Below are 22596 nucleotides of genomic sequence, written 5' to 3'. Positions count from 1 at the left end.
GTATACACTCTGCTCCTCGCCTTATAGACTCCTTGCTCTTGTCCAAATTACACTTCGTCTATTTACTTGGAGTTAATCTATAGCATCCTTTTTTATTGGCGGCAAAGGCTTAGCCAGTTTATTCAGAGATTGCTCGTTATAACTATTTTTAGGTTCAGGATAATTTTTGGGAATGGCAGATAAAATAGTATCTCTAACTTTTTCGTCATACCAATTTGTATTACCGACAAAGCTAGTTACTATTTTGCCGTTTGGGTCTATTAATATACTAGTCGGTAAACTAACAACCCCTAAGGCTTTAAATAATTCATTTCTATAATCATGATAAATCGGCAAATATCTTATTTGATAGCTTTTAAAATATTCTTTCACGACTTTTATGTCTTGATAATCTTCTGAAATCGGGATTACTGAAAAAGGTAATTTCCTAAAATCTTTTTGCAACATATCAAGATCAGGCATTTCTTTGACACAAGGAGCACTCCAAGTAGCCCAAAACACTAACAATATAGTCTTTCCTTCAAACTGATCAAGAGAATATTGATTTTTTTCTTCATCAAAAAAAATTATATTATCAGGAACGCTTGAACCTCTTAAAAATGCTAATTTACCCTTAGGCTTCTCATAAAGCTTAGCATGAATTTTAGGAATAAAAATTATTATAGATAATAAAAATACTATAATATATATAAGATATTTACTATAATTTCTTAAGGTCATATAATAATTTATATTAATGAAGACATTTTATTTATTCGCATTAGCACTTACATTATGTAGTTGTGGTATAAAAAAGCCTTTAGAAGCACCACAGAACGAGGCAAAACATCATTGCGAGCAGTTGTAGACTGTATGGCAATCTCGTCAAATATCCTGAGATTGCTTCGTCAAATTACTTCGTCATTTTCCTCGCAATGACGTACTGTATCAATACCTCTTAAGCGTCGTACCTTGCAAAACTAAGTCAAAACAATAAGACGGCATATTTTCTTGCGGTTCGATCAATATCGGATTTACTTCACCGCACTCATTATTACACATATTTTGATTAGATAAGTCTAAGCGTGTTTCGAGAGTAGTAAGACTAGGATGCTCTATTCTTATATTTGCACTTCTCAAATAACGAGAAGATTTATAAGGCAACATGCTAATAAAGTAATATTCTCCTTTATTATTAGTAGTAGCAATACCGGAACCGGTAAAACTTGAATCGCTTTTACTTGTAAATTTTCTTTTATCAACTCTAGTTTTTAAAGGTTCGTAAGGATATTTACCTCCGCTTCCTGCTTGCCATAAATAAACTTTAGCATCCGCAACCGGCACACAATTTTGATCTAATACTTTCCCTTTAATTAATATCCTTTCTCCGTAAAATTTTGATAATCTTCCTGTTTTACGTAATAAATTATTAGTAGTTTCAAAAACTTTCGGTTCATAATCATTAAATATATTTCTAGTAATTTTACAACGATTAAGCTTATTAGGGTAATTTTTAGAAGCAGCAAATATGTTTAATGTCCATAAACATAAAAAACAAAATATAAATTTTTTCACTTTTCACCACTATATTTATAAAATTCTGCATCTAAATTTAAATCAATTATTTTTATTAATCAAATTATTTTTATTCTCATTTGATTATTAAGTAATTGATTGTTATAGTACACTTTGTTATACTAAAATATTATATATAATATGCAAAAATTTTTATCTTTAATAATTGTAATTCTAATACTTTACAATATAGTAAAGTTGAAAATATCTCCCGACAACAATAATCCTACAACTGTAGAGCAAACGGCTTCAAATAATTCATCTACCAATGAGAACCAAACTAGTATAAATAATGAACCACCTATTTCATTAAATGGTAACTTATTTGAACGTACGGTTTCAAAAATAGTAATAAATGCTCTTAAAACTGAAGAAGGGAAAGCATTTTTTGAAAATATTTTACAACCGTTAAATGGACCTATCAATCCTAATGATTACACTATTGAAGTACGTAAGGATTTAGTAAAAACACTGTTCAAAATTCATACGCTCGGTAGCGGTAATATCGGTCCTGCTTCTTGCGGACATGTAGTTACCGTATTTTATCAAATATCAGATATGAACAATACTTTAATATCTGAAGATACTAAGACTTTTACTTTAGGCTCTGCTCCTGTAATGCTTGGCTTAGATAATGTAATAATCGGTATGATGGTAGGAGAAGCACGAGAAGCTATTATTCCGGCAAAATATGCCGTTAATAATAGTAATAATATTATCTTCGATGATGCGTATAATTATAAAGTTAATGTAATTTTAAAATCCATATTACCGCAAAATTTTGTTAAAAGTAATGAAGTTAAAATTTATGACGATGAGATAGCTTATCGTGTTCCTTTATTATGTGGTGAAAAAGTAAGCTTTAATGCCAAAATTACTCGCTTATCAAACGGTAAAATACTATATGATTCAAAGGCAAAAGGACAACAAATAGATATGAAAATCGGCGATATTACATATCCTTTAATTTTTTCTTACGCCTTACAAGGTAAAGTAACAGTTGGAACACGCAGTGTTATTGCTAAAGGCAAAACATTTAAAACTTTAGGTTCTAACATAAATAAAATTATTTCTCATGCATCGTTACCGATAAATGAATATCTTTTGCTTGAACTAGGGGACTTTAAACAAAATTAAATAAATATGAAACAAAATAAAATTCAAAGACAAAAAAATTATATTTTATTATCTATCCTTGTCATAATGATAATAATTGTATATCTTATAGCATTAATAAAAATTGCAGGATAAATTTTGTAATTATTAAAAATTTAAAACTCAAATTAAACGAGTATATAAACATCTTACTTTAAAATTATAGTATGGACATTATTAAAAAAAATAAAAATATTATTATATTAGTAGGTTTAATATTTTTAGCAGTAATTATTTATATCTCTACAAGTAAGAGTCTAGATAATAAAACAAACGATAATATATTAGAGGTAAAGATAGCTATACAAGACCATAAATTTGTTCCGAATATAGTTGAAGTACCAAAATCGACTAAGATAAGGTTAATTATTCATAATGAAGATAATACGGTAGAAGAGTTTGAAAGTCATGATTTACATCGTGAAAAAATAGTTATGCCAAATGAGTCAATACATATTATACTTGCACCTCTCAAGTCTGGAAAATATGAATTTTTTGGAGATTTTCATCAAGAGACGGCTCAGGGTTTTATAATTGTTAATGATTAGATAAAAAATATGTTTAAAATTGCTTTAGTAGTGTTTCGTGAATGTTTAGAAATATCCTTATTACTTGGTGTAATACTCGTCGTAACAAAACAAATAGAAAAATCACGTCTTTATATTATTGCTGGAGTAATGCTTGGAGTAGTATTTGCTTCAATTTTTGCATTTTTTACACGTAAATTATCTTTATCTTTTGGCGGAATAGGCGACGAGTTGTTCGATTCTGGAATTATGATACTAATAACCATTTTGATTAGCTGGACAATAATATGGATGCAAGGTTACGGTATAAAAGTAAAGCAACATATAAACGACCTATCAGTAAAAATTCATGAAGGTAATGCCAGTTATTTCATGTTGTTTTTTTTAGTTGCCACTACTATATTACGAGAAGGTGCAGAAATTATTATTTTAGTATATAGCATATCTTCAGTTGAAACAATACCAAGCAGTATTTACTTGCAAGGAGTGATAATAGGTGCTACAAGTGGCTTCTTACTTGGTGTAGTAATATATTTCGGTTTCATTAAGATTGCTAATCAAAAATATATTTTTAAAATCTCTACCGTATTATTAATGCTAATAGCAGGTGGATTTGCAGCCAGTGCTGCAGGTATTTTAACCTCTTCCGGTCTAGTTATGTTTTTATCCGATCAACTTTGGGATAGTTCATGGTTAGTAGCAGATAGAAGTATGGTAGGTAAAATCTTACATATTGTTACCGGTTATATTGCAAGACCTAACGGACTGCAAGTACTGGCTTATTTTACTACTATATTACTGATAAATATTGTCATACAAATAAAATTAAGATATTCCAAAAATAACTTAATATCAGTACAAAAAAACGAATCAAATTAATTTTATTAAAGAGAACAATTAAATTAAATATGTTAAAACTTTTATCAGAAATTGGTCCAGTAATAGCATTTTTTACAGGCTTTTTTTATGGAGGCGGTATACAACACGCTACTCTTTATATGCTTATTACCTCTGTTATTTGTATTACCCTTTGTTATGTTATAGATAAGAAAGTATCCAAGCTTTCTATTATTTCTACGACTGTTTTATTAGTTTCGGGAAGCATTACTTTAATTAGCGGCAATTCAATGTATATAAAAATCAAACCTACTATATTATATGTTATTTTTGGAATAATATTTCTCATGAGCGGTATAAGAAAAAATCCTTTTATCAAATATGCTTTAGAGAGTATAGTACGTCTTAAAGAAGAAAGTTGGATAACCTTAAGCTATAGAACAGCGGCTTTTTTCTTTTTTATGGCTGTAGTTAATGAAGTAGTTTGGCGTAATTGCTCAGATGAAACATGGGTCAAATTCAAAGTATTCGGTGTAATACCTGTTACTTTTATATTTATTTTACTGCAATTACCTCTTTTATTAAAGAATAAATTACCGGATAGTAAGATATGATATATGATACCTTACTATTTTTACTTTATGTTATTACCGTGTAGGCTTTGTTGCATGGACCGGTAGAATCCACTGTGTCACCCCGTAGCTTGGACCACAGAATCCATACCAACAATTTAAAATACTAATAATATTAGTATTTTAAGCTGGATCCCACGATCAAATCGTGGGATGACAAAGAAAAACACTGGATCCCTGCTTTCACAGAGGATAACACTGATAGCTTTTTAAAAATCGTAGAGTACTATTGTTATGATATTACGAGTTCTAATTTTTATAGCTCTTTCTTCTAGTCTATCTGCTTGTTTACCTGCTATTTTTACCGCAGCAACCACTACCGGCATTGTCGCTTCACAAGATCAACCAATATCTGAAATATTAAATGATGCAAGGATTTCTGCCAGCATTAAAGCTGATTTAGTAAAAAATAATTTTAGAGATTTAGGTGCTAAAATAAAGGTTAAAGTATCACAAGGAAGAGTATTATTAACAGGAAATATTCAAAAAGAATCTGATGCGTTAAAAGCCGTAGAAATTGCCTGGAATCAAAAAAGTGTAAAAGAAGTTATTAATGAGTTGAAAGTAAATAAAAATAGTAATCATTTTGACTTAGCTCAATATGCTAAAGATAGTATGATAACCACGCAAATTAAAGCTAAAAATTTAGTCAGAAAAGACATTAAATTTGCTAATTATACTATTCTAACTATAGATAATATTGTTTATTTATTTGGAGTTGCAAGATCAGAAGAAGAGCTAGAAAAGCTTGCTTCTATTGCATCAAAAATAAAAGGTGTTGAAAAAGTTGTGTGTTACGCTAAAATAATGAATAACTTTAATACAAATAATGATAATAGTGAAAAATCATAAATTTAAATTAGACCTTTTGCAGAACAAAGCTAATAAAGAGAAAATTGAAGGGAACATGGTACGTAGCACCGCAGCGTACACTTTAGTACGTGAGGATGCGAGTCCCAGAATGACGTATACCGCAGATATTTCAAAAGTTGAAAATCAAATAAGTGGTGAGCCTGCACAGCGTATAAAAATACGTGAACACAAGCAAATCCCGAAATTTGACGTACCAAATCTTGAAGTATCAAAGGTATACAAATTACCTTTAGGAGCAGGTTATGCACAGGGTTTATTACTTTTGTTAATTTTTTGTTTTAGTCTAAGCGGTTGTAATACCTCAAAAAGATTACCTTATTCCCATAAATATTCTTACAAAGAATTATCAAAAGATGATCCTCATAATCTAACTTATAAAGGACATTATAAAGTCGGTAAAAATTATAAAATAAAAGGGAAGACTTACAAACCTCACAACCCTAAATCTTTTACCGAAACAGGTTATGCCTCATGGTACGGTGGACATAAAGACGGTTTTCACGGTAAAAAAACAGCTAACGGCGATAGATTTAATAGAAATTTATTAACTGCTGCACATAAAACTCTTCCGCTCCCTTGCTTAGTTAAAGTTACCAACAAAGCCAATAATAAAGCAGTAATTTTAATGGTTAATGATAGAGGCCCTTTTAAGAAAAATCGTATAATAGATGTTTCTCAAAAAGCGGCTGAAATTTTAGCATTTAAAAATCAAGGTATAACTAAAGTAAAAATAGAATATTTACCTAATGAAACTGAGAAATTTCTAAAAAGAATTAATCTAAAAAAACCGCAAAGTAAAACTTTAGCTAAAAACTCTAAAAAATCTTCATCTACTAAAGTTACAAAAAACAATAAATGTAGCGTTAATTGTCATATAAAACTTGTAAATTTAAAGTATAAATTGGCAGTAGATGTGTGAATATTAAATCGTCAGTAGTCGTAGGTGTTGTTGCATGGCTCGATTTTTAACATCATTGCGAGGAGCAATTTAAGTTTTGACGAAGCAATCTCAAGAGTTTTTGTATTACCTCGTGAGATTGCTACAACCACTTTGTGGTCTCGCAATGACGATACATATCAACTACGTATATTCTTTTTCTTTATTATTTTTGGTTTAGCTTTTGTAGTAGATTTATTATTAGAGGCAAACTTGATTGAAGGTTTAGGGACTATAGGCTTAATATTAAAATGCTGATCTAGTAGCCCCATCATCTTTTGATCACGAGATGCGGCACTTTTACTACCTGTAACAACGGCAATCAATGATTTACCGTTCCTAGAAGCAGTAGTTACTAAGTTATAACCTGCCGGTGTATGAAAACCTGTTTTCATCCCTTCTGCACCTTGATAATTTTTAGTAACTCTATTATGTCCGTTTACTACGTTTCCACGAAATACAAAGCTAGTTTTAGCAAATAACGGATAAAATTTAGGATAATCTCTCTTCAAAGCCATAGCAAGTTTAGCCATATCTCTTGCGGTAGTTTGCTGCAATGGGTCATGCCAACCTGAAGCATTTTTAAAATAGGTATTCTTCATACCTAGCTGTTTAGCTTTAATATTCATTAAATGAGCAAAAGCTTTCTCTGAACCTTTCATGCCCTCAGCAACTGTTACAGCAGCATCATTAGCAGATTTTATAATTAATCCATTAATTGCCTCTCGAACGGTTATAGTTTCCCCTGCTTTTAAACCCAGCTTACAAGGCGGCATTTTTGAAGCTTTTGCTGATACAAGTAATTTTTTATCTAAAGGTAACTTACCGGCTTCAATTGCTTCAAACATTAAGTATAGAGTCATTAGCTTAGTTAAAGAAGCAGGGTAAATCCGAATTTGTGAATTATGGGCTTGCAACACTTTACCGCTTTTTGCATCAATGACTAAACTAGTTTGAACAGGAGGCTTAGGGGTATTTTTTACGGTTTTTTTTGCTTCGCTTATAGGCGTAAAGAAAAATGTTACAACAAAAATATAAGGTAATAAAAATTTCCTAAACATTTTAAATAAATAAAATATTATTCAAATTAAATCAAGCGTGACTTTTCATCATTGCGAGGAAAAATTGAAAATTTTGACAAAGCAATCCAGTAAAAAATGCATAACATTTTTTTATTATTTTTCTAGATTGTCACGCTTCCTACGGTTGCTCGCAATGAGCAATGACGATGAAAATAATACTTACTACACATTAATCTTTTTATTAAGATACATTAATATAAACAAAGCAGGCAAGGCTAAAATTATAGTAAAGAGGAAAAAACTGTCCCAGCCCATCATATTTACAAGTTTTCCAGCATAAATAGTAACAGTATTGTTACATAAACTACTAGCACTACTAAGTAAAGCATATTGTGTTGCGGAATATTTTTTATTACATAAATTACCTATATATCCGACTAAAGCAGTAGCACCCATAGCGGCAGCAAAATTCTCTACAGTAATAGCAATTAATAAAGCTGCAAAAGAAGGAGGCTGATGATTAAGCCAAATAAATGCAAAATGCGTTAAGCTTTGGGCAATACCGGTAATAATCAAACCTTTAAAATTCCCCACCCTGTACATTACAATACCACCAACAAAACCACCGACTAAGGTTGCAATCAATCCATAAAGTTTAGCTATTATTGCTATTTCACCTTTTGTATAACCAAGCTCTATATAAAAAGGTGAGGCAATCGCTCCAAGCATAGCATCGCCTAATTTAAAAAATATTACCGCAAGTAAAATAGTTGCAGCAAATTCTCTTTTGAAAAAATCCTTGAAAGGATTAATTACTGTAGAAATCCATGAAGTAATAGAAATAATATTAATTTCTTCTCTTACTAATTCTTTTTCGTTTACGGTTATTATAAATATCGTTGCAACGACAAATATTATACCTATAACACAGAAAGTTAGTGGCCAATTATTTCCAGTTATTTCTGCAAGGTACAAAGCACCTGCCCCTGTAATAAGCATACCGATTCGATAACCGAATACGGCAGTTGCACTAGCTATGCTTTGTGTTTCTTGATCAAACTTATCTATACGCAACGCATCAACGGCAATATCAAACGTGCTAGATAAAAAGCCTAATAATATAGTCAAAAAATAGAAAGAAGTTAAAGAAACCTTAGGATTTTCCTTGCTCATAGCAATTAGTACTAAAGCCATTAAAGAGCTACATAATATAAGCCAGCTTTTACGATGTCCCCACCTACTTAAAAAAGGTATTTTAAAATTGTCGACTAGAGGCGACCAAAATACTTTTAACGAATATGATAACCTTGCAACTGCAAAAGTAGTAATAACGGCGATATCTATACCGGATTCTTTTAACCATACCGCAAGAGTAGAAAAAATTATAACCAGCGGCATACCGCTAACTATTCCTAAAATAAATACTTCAAATAATCGATAGTCTTTAAAAATCTTGGTAATGTGCATTGTGATATTTCATTAAATCGTTATTGTGAGGAGGAGCACAGTCCCGACGTGACAATCTTGTCAAGCATCCTGAGATTGCTTTGCCAATTACTTACATAATTTCCTCACAATGACGAAAATATTAGTGTTGCAATAATAATTAATAAAATTAAGCAATGTAAGCTATTTTACTTTATAAATCAACCATTTTCTCTTAACTCCTTATTATACAACCTATAATATTCATCTTTATTCTTAAGCAATTGTGTATGAGTTCCTTGTTCACAAATCTCACCGTTTTTCATAACGATAATATTATCAAGATCGGTAATACTGCTTAAACGATGCGTAATAATTAAAGTGGTTTTTCCTTGGCGTAATTTCTTTAACGATTTTAGAATTTTCTGTTCGGAAGCTTGGTCTAAGCTGCTTGTTGCTTCATCCCAAATTAAAATAGGGGCATTTTTTAAGAAAGCTCTAGCAATAGATAAACGCTGACGCTGACCGCCTGAAAGAGTTGTCCCCTGCCCCCCTATCTGCGTGTCATAACCGTTCGGCAGATGCATAATAAACTCATGAGCATCGGCATATTTTGCTGCTCTAATTATTTCTTCTCTTGTAGCGTTTTCCTGACCGTATGCTATATTTTCTGCAACAGTTGTATCAAATAAATAAGTATCTTGAGTAACTAAGGAAATCTGAGCTCTAAGTGAAGTAAGCTTAATATCTTTAATATCATGATTATTAATTAAAATTCTTCCTTCATTTGGATCATAAAAACGCACTAATAAATTACTAAGCGAAGTCTTAGCACTACCTGAACGCCCGACAAACGCAATAATTTTATGAGGCTCTAGCCTTAAATCTATATATTTTATAGCTATTTTACTCTCAAACCTTAAAGCTAGTTTTTCAAAAGTAATTTGTGGATTATATAAATCTACGTCTTTAGCATCTTTATGATCCTTTATAAGAGGTTTGGTATCCAAAATACTAAATACCCTCTTAGCTGCTGCTATTCCTTCTTGCAAATTAATATTTAACGATACCAAACTTTTAAACGGTCTATAAGCCGCTGCAAAAGAAGCCAAAAAAGCAAAAAGAGCCCCTGGCGTACTTTTTCCCTCCAGGACTAGCTTACCTCCATACCATACCATCCCTCCAACTGCAAAACCGCTTAAACCCTCCATAATCGGTGAAACCATCGCATCTAGCTTAGATGTTTTTTTGTAGAACTCTAAAATATTATTAATAATCAACAATGCTCTATTACTTTCTATTTTTTCGCCTACAAAAGATTTAATAATCTTAATTGACTGAAATGTTTCATCAAGCCGAGAGGTATAACACCCAAACTCTTCTTGTGACTGTGCAAATATTCTTCTTATCTTTCGACCCATCCTTTGCACCGGATAAACAGCTAAAGGGAAAATAAGGAAAACTACGCAAGATAATAGCGGTTCTAAATGAAACATTGTTGCTATTAAACATACTACAGTTAGGAAATGTTTAGCACATCCGACAAGTAAGTTAGAAACAGCTCCACGCATCAAAGAAATATCGTTAGTAAAACGAGATATTAAACGTCCTGAAGATTGATTTTGAATAAAAGCAATATCGGCAAATAACAAATGCTCATACATTTTTATCTGTAAATCGTTTAGTACCCTCTGCCCAACAAATTTTATTAGATAATTCTGATAATACTCTGAAATTCCTTTTATAATAAAAGTTATAGTAAGCATTATAGGCATGATTATAAGCATTTTCTTATCATGCGTTAAAAAAACCTTATCAATAATAGGTCTGGCCGCATGTACGATCACTGCCGTACAAAGTGCTGCAACAACCATACAAAATATCGAAAAATATATTTTATTTGCGTAAGGTTTAACATGATCTTTTATCAGCCTTTTTATAACACCTGCGGCTGTGTAGTTATCATTTAAATTATTGTTATTCATTCTCGTTAAAAATATTAAATTGATGATGTGATTGATTCGGTACAGGCATTTTCAAATGCTCAAAAGCGGCAATCGTGATTACCCTACCTCTAGGAGTTCTTTGTAGTAAACCTATCTGTATAAGATAAGGCTCTATGGTTTCTTCAAGTGCGTCACGTTGTTCAGACAAGGCAGCTGCAATCGTTTCAATTCCAACAGGGCCGCCATTATAATTATCCGCTATGAATTTTAGATAACGATAATCATTGCTATCAAGTCCTATGCGATCAACTTCCAAACGATTTAACCCAAAATCAGAGATTCCCTTATCTACTCTTGATTTACCATCAACTGCTGCAAAATCTCTTATACGACGAAGCAATCTTAATGCAATTCTTGGCGTTCCTCTACTTCTTTTAGCTATTTCTTCAGAACCTGAATCGGTCAAATCAATATCAAGTAGTTTACTTGCTCTATTTAGAACTTTCTTCAATTCCTCAGTATTATAGAAATTTAGCCGCATAGGAATACCGAACCTATCACGCAAAGGATTACTAAGTAGCCCGAGGCGTGTGGTAGCACCGATTAAGGTAAATTTCGGCAAGGTTATTTTCACTGACCTTGCGGCAGATCCTTCACCGATAATTATATCAAGCTCAAAATCTTCCATAGCAGGATATAAAACCTCTTCAACCGCAGTATTTAAGCGGTGGATTTCATCAATAAATAATACATCGTTCTTTTCAAGATTGGTAAGAATAGCAGCAAGATCAGCTACCTTAAGTATAGCAGGACCGGAGGTGGATTTAAAATTACCACCGATTTCGTTAGAGATAATTTTAGCAAGCGTAGTTTTACCAAGCCCGGGCGGACCGTAAAATAAAGTATGATCAAGATGCTCATTTCGAGATTTTGCAGCCTTAATAAATACCGAAAGATTTTCTTTAATCTGCTGTTGACCGACAAATTCTTGCAAATATAACGGCCTTATCGGCAATTCTTGATCATTTTCACTTTTTGCAGGTGATAATATATTAGTCATTATTTTAAATCGAATATAATAACTAATAATAGCTAAAAAATAGTTTTATGCTATAAATTATTTTAGACCTTTAATTAGCCCTCTTCACAGAAACTAGTTATCTCTTCTCTAAGTTTATCTACGGTTTCAAAAAATTTTTCTGTATCAGTGACGCATAAGTTTTATAATTCTTCTTTAAGGTAATTTTTATTTAATCCTTTATATAACTTGAAATAATGACCAAATATCTCATTTGATAATTTTGATAATATTATATTAGGATTTTCATAATAATTTTTCAAAACTTCTGTTACATCTTTTAGAGTAAGGTTATTTTCATCAGTTATTTCTGTAATTTGTGCGTCCAATGCTTGTCTATCTTGAGATTTCATTCCTATCTTATAACCTAAAATATTACATCCAATTAAGCTTTTATTCTCTTTTATAGCATCTGATAAGGCTTTCTTTGATTCCTCACTTACTTCTGTACTTAATAAAAAATTCAATCCGGCAAGTTTAGTATTTTTAACAAATGAGGATCAGGCAGGAACATTATTATTATCAAAAAATATCCCACTTATATCTAAATCGCTTATTTTTGTTTCGTTTATATCTTCGAGTAATTTTATTAAATTTTCTTGTGTTATAGGATTTGATGAAATATCAAGAGCTTCAATATTAGATTCTTTAAGAAATTTAATAAAATTATTTATTAATCTATCTAATCCCTTATCTCTTAAATAATTATGAGCTAGTTTAATATTTTCTATAGTTCCATTTACTCTTAAGGTATCTAAAAGAACATCTATCTTATTAACATTATTCAAAGCATTTATAAAACTAATGTCAGTAATTCAGCATAGCAGATCTTTAAAAAATTCAGCAAATAACTTTATTGATTTTAAACTCCACGAAAAACTATCAGTGCTTAAGTACTTTATAGTAGCGTCTCCTTATAAAGCATTAAATAACCCATTTAAAGCATCTGCAGAAATTTTAGAGTATCCAGCGACTACAAATACCGCTGATTGTGGTACAAAATTAACCTCGGTAGTACTTAAAGTAGCAGGATCTTTCTCTAACTCTTTTAATATTTCTTCAGCCTGTATTTTGCCTAAATATTCTATTAACTTGGACATATATTTTACCTATTAATTTTTTTAGTAATTAAAATTAATATAAAATAACTGCTAATTTATCAACTAAAAATTAGAATGTCGATTTTTCAGGGCTGTTTTGATTAATTCATCAATAGAGATTGCGGGATTTTGGGTAATGATGCCTTGAACAGCGTTTTGAGCTTCAAATCTAGAAAATCCTAGATTTACTAGAGCTTTTACTACTTCATTACTTGCAACGGGTGTGATATTCTTAATATTTAAGCTCTCTTTAATAATAGCTGAACCGCTTGACATTTTTGCTACTTTACCTTTCAGCTCTAGCACTATACGTTCAGCAAGTTTAGCCCCTACTCCAGATATTGCTTTAAACATATTTTTATCTTCATTATTTACAGCAATTTGAATATCCAAAGGCGTAAGGCTTGATAAGATAGATAAAGCCATTCTTGTACCTATACCGTTTACTGATTGTAGCAAATTAAAAAAATTCTTCTCTTCTAGAGTCAAAAAACCGTAAAGATGAATATGTTCCTCTCTAACATGGGTTTCGATAAATAGTTTATAAAACTCCCCTTCAACAAGTTTACCTAAAGTTTTACCTGAAGCATAGACTAAGTACCCTACCCCGTTTACGTCAATTATAACGTAATCATCGCCTTGGGAATCAACTTGACCGCTTAATTTACCGATCATATATTTACTTTTTCTTTTTACTATATATTAAAATTAGTGTCGGTAAAGCGGTAATAATTGCTGCTAAGATGTAATGAATAACAAGCGGTCTATCCATCATATGACACTGCCCATCATTAGGGATAGTTTGAGCCAAAACCATATAAGTAACTATTATCATCACCACTATATATAGACCGGTAAAAAACAAATATTTTATAAAATTTTTCATGTTAATCTCTTTTTAAATCAGTGATATGATGTTATTCCTGCGGAAGCAGAAATCTAGGGGTAAAGCAAGATAAACCGAGCTTTTAAAAAGCTTTAAAGTACTGAATTCCACTTTTGCGGGAATGGCATCAGAGGTTTTTTCTTCTCTTAAGTCAACACTCATACATGAAAGCGGGAATGAAATTAAAAACTATACAAACTTATAATAAGTTTGATTCTTACCTCCTTTACTTATTAAAAGTTTATGCTCTAAACCATATAACAAATCTCTACTAGCCGTTGCCGTAGAAATACTTTTATATACAGTATTTCTAGAAAACCATTGATCTATTAAATTAACCTTAGCAAATTCCATTCTAGATAAAGGCGTATTTGCTTCATATGTAATATTATTACTATATAATCTTAATGCTGCAACTATTTTATCAAGCATAAACTCGATAAATAAGGTCGATTCACCAAGCTTATCACACTTACTTAAAACACTATATAATATTCACTTTGATTATTCCTTATCAAACTTTCAATGGAAATATACTCAAAAATTTTATTAGCTTGCATTAGTAATAATTGTTGCCATAATCTACCGATTCGTCCGTTACCGTCTGAAAAAGGATGGATAAATTCAAACTCATAATGAAATATACAAGCTTTAACTATTCCAGAAATTTGCTTATCTTGTGCTATAAACTCAAATAAATCCTGCATTAATTAAAGATACACGGCTTGCCGTAGGGGCAAAGTGTATAATCTCTGTGCCTTTAAATATAGCGGCATTACCTTTACGCCACTTTCCGTTATCTTCTACTAATCCTTGCATTAATATCTCATGTGCTTTTAATAATGATTCAATTTTGAAGGGATTAAATATAGTCAGATTATTGTATAGTTTTATAGCATTTTTTACTTCTACAATATCTTTTTCAGGTGCAAGTATACGCTTGCCGTTTATTATATCGGTTACCTGCTCTACGCTTAAACTATTTCCTTCAATTGCTAAAGAAGAATGGATAGTTTTAATTTGATTATTTTTTCTAAGTTTTATAGGTTGAGGGTAAAGCTTGCCTGGCTAAAATACCAAGCTCATAAGAAATATCTTGTGATAACTCCAAGATTTTATTAGTTATTTGAAAAGACGGTGTACTATTCATTATATGATACTATCATTGTCTACGAAGAATATTTTTGCTACATCATTCACATAGGGTATTAGCCTTATTGCATAACTCCAAAATCGTCATTGCGAACAGCCGTAGACCGCGTGGCAATCTCATGAAATAATAACAAACTCCTGAGATTGCCTCATCAATTGCTATGCAATTTCCTCGTAATGATGTATATCTCTTTACTTTACAATACACTCATTAGACTACCTATCTCAATATCTTCTATAACACCACTTTTACGATCTTTTAATTCAACAATATTATTTGCGGCTTTTTTAGGACCAATTATAATTTGATGAGGTGAGCCTATAAGATCATGCGTTGCAAATTTACTGCCTGGACGTGCTTCAGTATCGTCATATAACACTGCTATATTTTTATCTGATAGTTCTCTATAAGCTATTTCCGCAAGCTCTATGCATTCACTATCATGAATATTTAAATTAATTAGAGAAACTTTGAAAGGAGCAACGCTAGAAGGCCATATGATACCTTTCTCATCGCAATTTGCTTCTATGATAGCCGCAACTAACCTTGAAATGCCTATGCCGTAAGAACTCATTTCTATAGGAGTTAGTTTACCATGCTCATCATTAATAAATGCATTCATATTAACCGAATATTTTGAGCCTATATAAAAAATATGCCCGACTTCTATTCCTTTACTGCTGGTTATTTCTTGTTCAGATATAGGTAATTTATTATGTTTTTCTTCAGCTGCCGCGTACCAACTTTTAATTTCCTCTACATCGATATCAGGATTATCTTTTAATGTATTAAATTTTTTATCGTAATAAATAGTACTTTCACCAGTTTCAGCGATTATATGAAACTCATGGCTTAAATTGCCACCGATCGGACCGTTATCAGCAATAACAGGGATAGCAAATACACCTAAATCCCTGAAAACATTGATATAAGCCTTATACATTTGATTATAGGTTTTAACGGCATTTTCTTCATTTATATCAAAAGAATAAGCATCTTTCATTAAAAACTCTCGTCCTCTCATAACACCAAAACGAGGTCTAATCTCATCACGAAATTTCCATTGGATATGATAAAGATTTTTCGGCAAATCCTTATATGACTTAATATTATGACGGAAAATATCCGTAATCATATCTTCGTTAGTAGGACCGAACAGTAAAGTATTATCGTGGCGATCTTGAAATTTCAGCATTTCTTTACCGTAATTATCAAAACGTCCCGATTCCATCCATAAATGTGCCGGCTGAATGCAAGGCATTAGAACTTCCAAAGCTCCCGCTTTATTCATATTTAAGCGTACTATATTCTCAATATTCTTCAATACTTTTAAGCCAAGCGGAAGCCAAGTATAAATCCCTGCTGCTTGCTGCCTAATCATTCCACTTCTAAGCATTAATTTATGCGAAGTTACTTGAGCTTCACTTGGCTCTTCCTTTAACACAGGTAAAAAATATTTTGATAATAACATATTTTATTTACTGTCTTGCTATATTTATAATCATTTATTTTGTTATCCCGTGGCTTGACAACGGGATCCAGTTTTTTAAATGTTTTCTCTAGATCCCGCGATCAAGTCACGGTACGACAAAATTACTGGATTCCCGCTTCCATAGAAATGACATTAATAACGTATCACCTTTTAGCAGTAAGGTTTAAAAACTCATGACGATATTTCTGCTGTTCGGCAAATATACCCGTATAATGCATAGTATTCATAACGCTATTATCTTGCATTACGCCACGCATTGACATACAGCTATGTACGGCAGAAATCTTAACGGCAACGCCAAGCGGCTTTAAATTCTCCTGCATGCTTTCTGCTATCTGTACCGTCATTTTTTCTTGGATTTGTAGTCTTCTAGCAAAAATATTTACTATTCGTGCTAGCTTACTTATGCCGACAATACAATTATCAGGAACATAAGCTATATCTACTGTACCGTTAAAAGGTAATATATGATGTTCACAGAAAGAGGTAAATTTTATATTCAGTAAAATAAAATCTTGAAAATTACAAGTTTCATAAAACTTGGTATTTAATATTTCTGCTACATCCTTTCCATAACCGGAAAATATTTCTGCGTAGCTATTAATTACTCTATCAGGCGTTTTAAGCAGCCCTTCTCTGCTTGGATCTTCACCAATGAATTTTAGTAACGTTCTTACCGCCTCTTTAGCTTCTTCTCTAGTTGGTTTACTCATGTGCTAGTTTTATACTTTTAAAAAACATTACTTTAACACAAATATATACAAACATCAAGCTGCCTACTATAGCAATGAACCCTCCTCCGCCCATCATTCCCATTAATAGCTTATCTGACATCGGCATTACACTATTTGGGTCTTTCCGCATAACACCGTAACCACCGGCGAATGCTAGACCTAGTATGTGCAAAATCTGCCCGAATGTTAGGAAGTAAAATGTAAAATTAATAATATTGTCATTGCGAGGAGACACGAAGTCCTGACGCGGCAATCTAGGGAATTTTTGTATTACCTCATGAGATTGCCACGCTCTTTTTAGTCGCTCACAATGACGTTGATACCTCCCAATACCTAAATAACTACACCCCATACAAGCAATGCTAATCCCTACTATAGACCCGTGATAATGAGCAGGAATTGCTACATTTATACCTGTGATATTCAGTGCTATAAGCCCACCAAGTAAGAATAAAGTAATAGAGCAAAGTAAGATAGTTTTGATTACTCTATCATCTATTGTAACCGTGTCATCCCGCGGCTTGACCGCGAGATCAATAACATTATTCTGATATTTTGTTTGGATTTCGCGGTCAAACCTTAGGATAATAAATACCCACACCAACTCAACCCCTATACCTATTAAACATAAAACAGGAGCAATGCTGCCTAGATATTTCATATGATTTGTATAGAATACTTTGAATGCTCCATCGATAATATCATAAAATATATGACCGAAAAGTGTAAGAATTCCGAAAATAAAATTTAAATAAAGTAAGAAAAGATAGAATTTTTGAAATTTCAATTCTCTAGCTATTAACTCTCTAAATAAACTAACCCAAATAAATATTAATATTTGAGTATATATAAATTGCAGTAAATGACCTCCGCTCCAAAAAAGTAATTCATAATAAAATTCTATCTCGATTGGAATAATTTGAATGATGTTTTGTAAGCCATTATAAGACCATCCAAAACAAACAAAGCTTAAAATAAACATTATAATAGTCGATAATACGGTAAAATTAACTAGACTATTTAAGTTCGTCCAATCGAAAAAATATAAAATATTTATAGCGTACAATAGCAACGTAACACCAAATAAGCTTAACCCCAAAATAAATACGATATTTTCAAGCATCGGTATATAATTATTCATCACCGGATTATGCCCGGCTATTGGGGAGATGGCGATTAGAAGAGTAGCTAGAAAAGCAAGTTTGGGGTAAAGGCGGAACACGTCATTACGAGCGAATGTAGAGAACGTAGCAATCTCAGGAATTTTGTATTGTTTCATGAGATTGCCGCGTCGAGGCTTTGCCTCTCCTTGCAATGACGTTTCACCTCCCCAAACACTAGCCGTAACGGACAATAACCAAATCAATACCGATAAATTAACATGAATAATGAAAGCAGATTTGAAAATATGCGGATTTAGGAAAAAGCTTGATAATTGCGGGGTACGTAGTACCATCAAAATAATTGAATATAAACCCGCAAATCCCAAGGATAAAATACCAAGCTTAAGCCAAGAACAAGAATTAGTTAAGCTATTATTTTGTAATTGATTGGTAGAATTCATAACTACAGGTAAATATTAAATATAATCTACAAATAGCTCACGGTATTTAAATAAGCAATATTTTTTTATTTGCTTTAGAAGTTAACATACGATATTACAGCCCAGAGTTAATAGTTATGACTAACTATCTACGTATCGGTATTTTAATAGGAATGAAATTTTTATTAGGTAAACGTATTAGTTCCCATGGTGAGTCTAGTTATGCTCCTGTCGGTGGACATTTAGAATTTGGAGAAACATTTGAAGAATGTGCTATCCGTGAAGTTTTAGAAGAAACAAATCTGATCATTGAAAACCCACAATTGATAGCGGTGACTAACGATATTTTTGAAAAAGAACAAAAACATTATGTCTTGCTTTTCCTTAAAGCTCATGGTTTAAACAAGCATAAATTACAGAATTTTAAGCCTCATAAAGTAGAAAGCTAGTAGTGGTTCGCTCTTGATAATTTATCCTCTAACCTTTTTCTACCTCTAAAAAGACTCATTGAGAAAAAATGTTATTTATATAAAAAAGTATTGATTAACTAAGTTTATCTAATTTTAAATATCCGGACGCGTATTTTGTATAAAACACTAGCAATAAGAGTTTGATAAGACATTCTTTCTTGTGCTGCAATTCTTTGTATATGATTTAAATCGTATAACGGCAATCTAATATAAAAAATTAGCTGCAACAATTTTAGCTATATTTTTTGGCTCTCTAGTTCTTTTTTAGGTAACTCTAAAAGCTCATCTTGTTCAAAATAATTTAGTATTTCTTGTTCTTTTTCAGTAAATTTGTATTTTTTCATAATCTAAAGCTTAGCTTAACAATATCATCCTAACTTAGCAATATTAATAAATGATTACCTTGATTTATAATTATAATACAGATTTTATTGTTGTAGCAGATTGAATGGTGGGTTTGAGAAGACTTGAACTTCTGACCTCACGCTTATCAGGCGTGTGCTCTAACCAGCTGAGCTACAAACCCACAGTGTAGAAGTATGGTGAGCTCACCGGGATTCGAACCCGGGACCCTTTGATTAAAAGTCAAATGCTCTACCGACTGAGCTATGAGCTCTTAAATATATTGATATACTCAAAAATTATGTTTTACTTTATCGCCCAAAAAGGCTAATCTGTCAACAATTATTTTTTAATTTAAATGTAGGAAGTTTATGCAGCATCAGGACGTGGCTATAATTATCCCCTCAAGGCTAAGTTCAACTAGGCTTAAACAAAAACCGCTGCAGCTTATCGGCTCTATAACTTTAATCGAGCGGGTATTCAAACAAGTAAATCAAGCGGACCTTGAGCATACATATGTTGCGACCGACTCGGCAGAGATAGCAAGCATTATTACAAAAGTCGGAGGAAAAGTAATATTCACGGATAGTGCTATCCCAACCGGTACTGATCGCACTTATGAAGCTTTTAAATTAATTCCAAATAATCAAAACATTAATTACATAATTAATGTACAGGGAGATATGCCTTTCATTGAACCTAGCTCTATTTTGAAAATTATAGAATATTTGAAAAACAGCGAATATGATATTGTTACACCAATAGTAAAAGTAGATAGGGAATCAGTGGAAGCTAGTAGTAATGTTACCGTAGCGGTTGACTCGACGGGGGCAGCATTGTATTTTTCGCGTAGCCTTATTCCAAACGGTGCAGAAGAATTTTTATATCATGTAGGCATGTATGGTTTTCGCAAAAACGCTTTAGAAAAATTTGTATCTCTTAAGCCAACTTTTTTAGAAAAAATAGAACATTTAGAACAATTACGTGCCCTTGAAAACGGCATGACTATAGGTACATGTTTAGTTGAGAATGTTCCTATTTCCGTAGATACGGAAGAAGACTTAAAAAAAGCAGTAAAATTTTATAAAAATATTAGTAAATAGGTTTATAATAATGGTACATTTCATTTTTGTTACCGGCGGCGTCGTTTCATCACTCGGTAAAGGTCTAACGGCAGCATCTCTTGCTATGCTATTGCAAGCGAAAGGTTTTAGAGTAAGTATACGAAAACTAGACCCTTATCTTAACATTGACCCGGGAACTATGAATCCTCACGAACATGGTGAGGTATATGTAACCGATGACGGAGCAGAAACCGATCTAGATCTTGGCCATTATGAACGTTTTACCGGAATTCCCGCATGCAAATTTGATAGCATCACAACAGGTGCGATATACTCAAAATTACTTAAAGATGAACGTTTAGGAAATTACGCCGGTGTTACTGTTCAAGTCATCCCACATGTTACAAATATAATAAAAGATTTTATACTTTCAAATACCAAGGATTTTGATTTTATTATTTGTGAAATAGGTGGTACAATCGGTGATATTGAAGGTCTACCATTTTTTGAAGCTATAAGGCAAATTGGTAACAAATTAAAAAGCGAAAATTGTTTATTTATTCATTTAACATTATTACCTTATGTTAAAACCGCCCGTGAATTAAAAATAAAACCTACCCAACACTCAGTTAAAGCATTACGCGCTATAGGTATTTCACCTAATATACTAGTGTGTCGTGCAGAACGTAACATTTCAAAAAACGAAATAGATAAAATAGCTTTATTGTGTAATATAGAATCTGAGTATGTTGTCCCGGCAATAGATCAAAAAAATATATATTTAGTACCGATGGCATATCATAATTCAGGTCTTGACAATAAAGTATTAAATTTTTTTAATATTAATGTCATGCCGTCTAAATTAGATAAATGGCATGATATAATTAATAGGCTAAAAGATTCTAATTCAAAAGTAAGAATCGCTATAATAGCTAAATATCATAAATTAAAAGATGCTTATAAATCAGTAATCGAGGCACTTAATCATGCAGGTATTTATTACAAATACAAAATTGATTTAGCATGGATAAATGCTGAAAATCTAACTGAAGAGAATATTAATAAAAAATTATTAGATATAGATGGGATTTTAGTACCAGGCGGATTTGGGGAACGGGCGACTAAAGGAAAAATTATAGCAATAAAATATGCCCGTACTAATAACATACCTTTTTTTGGAATATGTTTTGGTATGCAACTTGCGACGATCGAAATAGCTCAGAATTTAATCGGTATTAAAGATGCAGTAACGGAAGAATTTAAAATAGATGGTACAAAAATTATTGAGAAAATAAATAAAAACTGTGAAGACTCAAAAATAACAGGTGAAAATGTAAAAAAGACTATGAGGCTTGGCTCTTATCCTTGTAGTTTGGTCGCAAGTACCATTGCAGCTAATGCTTATAAAAGCCTTGAAATAAATGAGAGACATCGTCATAGATATAAATTTAATAATGAATTTCAAAATATTTTTGAAAAACACGGAATAGTATTTAGCGGTTTTTCAAAAGATGAAGAGATTGTAGAAATAATTGAACTACCGCTACTGCGTTGGTTCGTAGGAGTACAATTTCATCCGGAATTTAAATCTAAACCTTTTGAAGCTCATCCGTTATTTATTCAGTTTATTAAAGCAGCGATTGAGTATAACAAATGTAACAACAATATATGAGACTATTTTAAAAAATCTTGACACAGTTTTTATTATAGTCTAGGGTGCATAAAAATAATATAGCCGGACAGTTTCTGAAAAGCGTTTAAGGTCATTCCCGTATATGCGGGAATGACCTATAAAGCTCTAAGCCTTGCAAAAACATAACATTTTT

The 22596-nt window shown here is 31.9% G+C and carries 22 protein-coding genes, 2 tRNA genes and 2 pseudogenes; 9 read left to right on the top strand and 17 right to left on the bottom strand.

What is annotated here, in order from left to right:
- Positions 1 to 72 precede the first annotated feature (72 nt).
- Positions 73 to 720, bottom strand: a complete 648-nt coding sequence (locus QUD19_RS04955; protein ID WP_498807702.1) for a TlpA disulfide reductase family protein — start codon at positions 718 to 720, stop codon at positions 73 to 75.
- A gap of 207 nt (positions 721 to 927) precedes the next feature.
- Complete coding sequence (locus tag QUD19_RS04950) at positions 928 to 1554, bottom strand: dioxygenase family protein (RefSeq protein WP_498807701.1); 627 nt, start codon at positions 1552 to 1554, stop codon at positions 928 to 930.
- A 141-nt stretch (positions 1555 to 1695) separates the two neighbouring features.
- Between QUD19_RS04950 and QUD19_RS04945 the strand changes: the two genes are divergently transcribed.
- The 6 genes from QUD19_RS04945 to QUD19_RS04920 all read left to right on the top strand — a co-directional run bounded on the left by QUD19_RS04945 (position 1696) and on the right by QUD19_RS04920 (position 6497).
- Positions 1696 to 2691: an FKBP-type peptidyl-prolyl cis-trans isomerase gene (locus QUD19_RS04945; RefSeq protein WP_392506379.1), complete on the top strand. Its 996-nt coding sequence runs from the start codon at positions 1696 to 1698 to the stop codon at positions 2689 to 2691.
- A gap of 185 nt (positions 2692 to 2876) precedes the next feature.
- Positions 2877 to 3257, top strand: coding sequence for a cupredoxin domain-containing protein (locus QUD19_RS04940; protein ID WP_498807699.1), 381 nt, complete (start codon positions 2877 to 2879; stop codon positions 3255 to 3257).
- 9 nt (positions 3258 to 3266) lie between these two features.
- Complete coding sequence (locus QUD19_RS04935) at positions 3267 to 4115, top strand: FTR1 family protein (protein ID WP_498807698.1); 849 nt, start codon at positions 3267 to 3269, stop codon at positions 4113 to 4115.
- Between the two features lie 29 nt (positions 4116 to 4144).
- On the top strand, positions 4145 to 4687 hold the full coding sequence (locus QUD19_RS04930) for a septation protein A (protein ID WP_498807696.1): 543 nt from the start codon (positions 4145 to 4147) through the stop codon (positions 4685 to 4687).
- Between the two features lie 252 nt (positions 4688 to 4939).
- Positions 4940 to 5557 carry a BON domain-containing protein gene (locus QUD19_RS04925; RefSeq protein WP_498807694.1) on the top strand — a complete coding sequence of 206 codons (618 nt, stop codon included), beginning with the start codon at positions 4940 to 4942 and terminating at the stop codon, positions 5555 to 5557.
- Positions 5535 to 6497, top strand: coding sequence for a septal ring lytic transglycosylase RlpA family protein (locus tag QUD19_RS04920; RefSeq protein ID WP_498807692.1), 963 nt, complete (start codon positions 5535 to 5537; stop codon positions 6495 to 6497). The genes QUD19_RS04925 and QUD19_RS04920 overlap by 23 nt, the downstream gene beginning before the upstream one ends.
- Positions 6498 to 6655: 158 nt before the next feature.
- Here QUD19_RS04920 and QUD19_RS04915 read toward each other — a convergent pair whose 3' ends face one another.
- From QUD19_RS04915 to QUD19_RS04855, 13 genes and pseudogenes are all read right to left on the bottom strand, one after another.
- Positions 6656 to 7576: a D-alanyl-D-alanine carboxypeptidase family protein gene (locus tag QUD19_RS04915; protein WP_498807690.1), complete on the bottom strand. Its 921-nt coding sequence runs from the start codon at positions 7574 to 7576 to the stop codon at positions 6656 to 6658.
- 183 nt (positions 7577 to 7759) lie between these two features.
- Entirely contained in the window at positions 7760 to 9004 is a 1245-nt protein-coding gene (locus QUD19_RS04910; protein WP_498807688.1) for an AmpG family muropeptide MFS transporter, read from the bottom strand.
- Positions 9005 to 9183: 179 nt separating this feature from the next.
- Positions 9184 to 10947, bottom strand: a complete 1764-nt coding sequence (locus QUD19_RS04905) for an ABC transporter ATP-binding protein (protein ID WP_498807686.1) — start codon at positions 10945 to 10947, stop codon at positions 9184 to 9186.
- Positions 10940 to 11968, bottom strand: a complete 1029-nt coding sequence (gene ruvB, locus QUD19_RS04900; protein ID WP_498807685.1) for a Holliday junction branch migration DNA helicase RuvB — start codon at positions 11966 to 11968, stop codon at positions 10940 to 10942. The genes QUD19_RS04905 and ruvB overlap by 8 nt, the downstream gene beginning before the upstream one ends.
- Before the next feature lie 74 nt (positions 11969 to 12042).
- Positions 12043 to 12339: pseudogene (locus QUD19_RS04895) on the bottom strand (hypothetical protein).
- Positions 12340 to 12486: 147 nt separating this feature from the next.
- Positions 12487 to 12774: a hypothetical protein gene (locus QUD19_RS04890; protein ID WP_498807683.1), complete on the bottom strand. Its 288-nt coding sequence runs from the start codon at positions 12772 to 12774 to the stop codon at positions 12487 to 12489.
- Between the two features lie 126 nt (positions 12775 to 12900).
- The gene (locus QUD19_RS04885; RefSeq protein WP_498807681.1) at positions 12901 to 13086 is read right to left on the bottom strand and encodes a hypothetical protein; all 186 of its coding nucleotides are present in this window, start codon (positions 13084 to 13086) and stop codon (positions 12901 to 12903) included.
- Positions 13087 to 13149: 63 nt separating this feature from the next.
- A complete protein-coding gene (gene ruvA / locus QUD19_RS04880; protein WP_498807679.1) occupies positions 13150 to 13761 on the bottom strand; it encodes a Holliday junction branch migration protein RuvA in 612 nt (203 codons plus the stop codon).
- A 4-nt stretch (positions 13762 to 13765) separates the two neighbouring features.
- Positions 13766 to 13972: a Holliday junction ATP-dependent DNA helicase RuvA gene (locus QUD19_RS04875; protein WP_392506366.1), complete on the bottom strand. Its 207-nt coding sequence runs from the start codon at positions 13970 to 13972 to the stop codon at positions 13766 to 13768.
- Between the two features lie 189 nt (positions 13973 to 14161).
- Positions 14162 to 15122 (bottom strand): annotated as a pseudogene (locus tag QUD19_RS04870) (Fic family protein).
- Between the two features lie 199 nt (positions 15123 to 15321).
- On the bottom strand, positions 15322 to 16596 hold the full coding sequence (proS, locus tag QUD19_RS04865; RefSeq protein WP_498807676.1) for a proline--tRNA ligase: 1275 nt from the start codon (positions 16594 to 16596) through the stop codon (positions 15322 to 15324).
- Between the two features lie 164 nt (positions 16597 to 16760).
- Positions 16761 to 17330 carry a GTP cyclohydrolase I FolE gene (gene folE, locus QUD19_RS04860; RefSeq protein WP_498807674.1) on the bottom strand — a complete coding sequence of 190 codons (570 nt, stop codon included), beginning with the start codon at positions 17328 to 17330 and terminating at the stop codon, positions 16761 to 16763.
- Complete coding sequence (locus QUD19_RS04855; protein WP_498807672.1) at positions 17323 to 18915, bottom strand: hypothetical protein; 1593 nt, start codon at positions 18913 to 18915, stop codon at positions 17323 to 17325. Before QUD19_RS04855 ends, folE begins: the two co-directional genes overlap by 8 nt.
- Before the next feature lie 116 nt (positions 18916 to 19031).
- Here QUD19_RS04855 and QUD19_RS04850 point away from each other — a divergent pair, with 116 nt between their 5' ends.
- Positions 19032 to 19343, top strand: coding sequence for a nucleotide triphosphate diphosphatase NUDT15 (locus tag QUD19_RS04850; RefSeq protein WP_498807671.1), 312 nt, complete (start codon positions 19032 to 19034; stop codon positions 19341 to 19343).
- A 470-nt stretch (positions 19344 to 19813) separates the two neighbouring features.
- Here the strand turns inward: QUD19_RS04850 and QUD19_RS04845 are convergent.
- Both QUD19_RS04845 and QUD19_RS04840 read right to left on the bottom strand, forming a co-directional pair.
- Positions 19814 to 19890: transfer RNA gene (locus tag QUD19_RS04845), tRNA-Ile, on the bottom strand.
- Between the two features lie 14 nt (positions 19891 to 19904).
- Positions 19905 to 19980, bottom strand: a tRNA-Lys gene (locus tag QUD19_RS04840).
- 97 nt (positions 19981 to 20077) lie between these two features.
- Here QUD19_RS04840 and QUD19_RS04835 point away from each other — a divergent pair.
- Positions 20078 to 20809 (top strand): 3-deoxy-manno-octulosonate cytidylyltransferase, encoded by a 732-nt coding sequence (locus QUD19_RS04835; RefSeq protein WP_498807669.1) that lies wholly within the window; start codon positions 20078 to 20080, stop codon positions 20807 to 20809.
- Between the two features lie 10 nt (positions 20810 to 20819).
- Positions 20820 to 22442 (top strand): CTP synthase, encoded by a 1623-nt coding sequence (gene pyrG, locus QUD19_RS04830; protein ID WP_498807668.1) that lies wholly within the window; start codon positions 20820 to 20822, stop codon positions 22440 to 22442.
- The last annotated feature ends 154 nt before the right edge of the window (positions 22443 to 22596 follow it).

The sequence above is a fragment of the Candidatus Rickettsia kotlanii genome, from assembly GCA_030295365.1.
Lineage (GTDB): Bacteria > Pseudomonadota > Alphaproteobacteria > Rickettsiales > Rickettsiaceae > Rickettsia > Rickettsia kotlanii.
Note: the sequence above shows the minus strand (reverse complement) of the source record. Positions and strands in the feature narration are given on the sequence as shown.

Coding starts and splice junctions, on each gene's coding strand:
- proS (WP_498807676.1), bottom strand. CDS start 16,596: ATGTTATTATCAAAATATTTTTTACCTGTGTTAAAGGAAGAGCCAAGT.
- QUD19_RS04915 (WP_498807690.1), bottom strand. CDS start 7,576: ATGTTTAGGAAATTTTTATTACCTTATATTTTTGTTGTAACATTTTTC.
- QUD19_RS04920 (WP_498807692.1), top strand. CDS start 5,535: ATGATAATAGTGAAAAATCATAAATTTAAATTAGACCTTTTGCAGAAC.
- QUD19_RS04910 (WP_498807688.1), bottom strand. CDS start 9,004: ATGCACATTACCAAGATTTTTAAAGACTATCGATTATTTGAAGTATTT.
- QUD19_RS04905 (WP_498807686.1), bottom strand. CDS start 10,947: ATGAATAACAATAATTTAAATGATAACTACACAGCCGCAGGTGTTATA.
- QUD19_RS04955 (WP_498807702.1), bottom strand. CDS start 720: ATGACCTTAAGAAATTATAGTAAATATCTTATATATATTATAGTATTT.
- QUD19_RS04930 (WP_498807696.1), top strand. CDS start 4,145: ATGTTAAAACTTTTATCAGAAATTGGTCCAGTAATAGCATTTTTTACA.
- QUD19_RS04875 (WP_392506366.1), bottom strand. CDS start 13,972: ATGAAAAATTTTATAAAATATTTGTTTTTTACCGGTCTATATATAGTG.
- QUD19_RS04945 (WP_392506379.1), top strand. CDS start 1,696: ATGCAAAAATTTTTATCTTTAATAATTGTAATTCTAATACTTTACAAT.
- QUD19_RS04935 (WP_498807698.1), top strand. CDS start 3,267: ATGTTTAAAATTGCTTTAGTAGTGTTTCGTGAATGTTTAGAAATATCC.
- QUD19_RS04885 (WP_498807681.1), bottom strand. CDS start 13,086: ATGTCCAAGTTAATAGAATATTTAGGCAAAATACAGGCTGAAGAAATA.
- QUD19_RS04855 (WP_498807672.1), bottom strand. CDS start 18,915: ATGAATTCTACCAATCAATTACAAAATAATAGCTTAACTAATTCTTGT.
- ruvB (WP_498807685.1), bottom strand. CDS start 11,968: ATGACTAATATATTATCACCTGCAAAAAGTGAAAATGATCAAGAATTG.
- QUD19_RS04925 (WP_498807694.1), top strand. CDS start 4,940: ATGATATTACGAGTTCTAATTTTTATAGCTCTTTCTTCTAGTCTATCT.
- QUD19_RS04940 (WP_498807699.1), top strand. CDS start 2,877: ATGGACATTATTAAAAAAAATAAAAATATTATTATATTAGTAGGTTTA.
- pyrG (WP_498807668.1), top strand. CDS start 20,820: ATGGTACATTTCATTTTTGTTACCGGCGGCGTCGTTTCATCACTCGGT.
- folE (WP_498807674.1), bottom strand. CDS start 17,330: ATGAGTAAACCAACTAGAGAAGAAGCTAAAGAGGCGGTAAGAACGTTA.
- QUD19_RS04850 (WP_498807671.1), top strand. CDS start 19,032: ATGACTAACTATCTACGTATCGGTATTTTAATAGGAATGAAATTTTTA.
- ruvA (WP_498807679.1), bottom strand. CDS start 13,761: ATGATCGGTAAATTAAGCGGTCAAGTTGATTCCCAAGGCGATGATTAC.
- QUD19_RS04835 (WP_498807669.1), top strand. CDS start 20,078: ATGCAGCATCAGGACGTGGCTATAATTATCCCCTCAAGGCTAAGTTCA.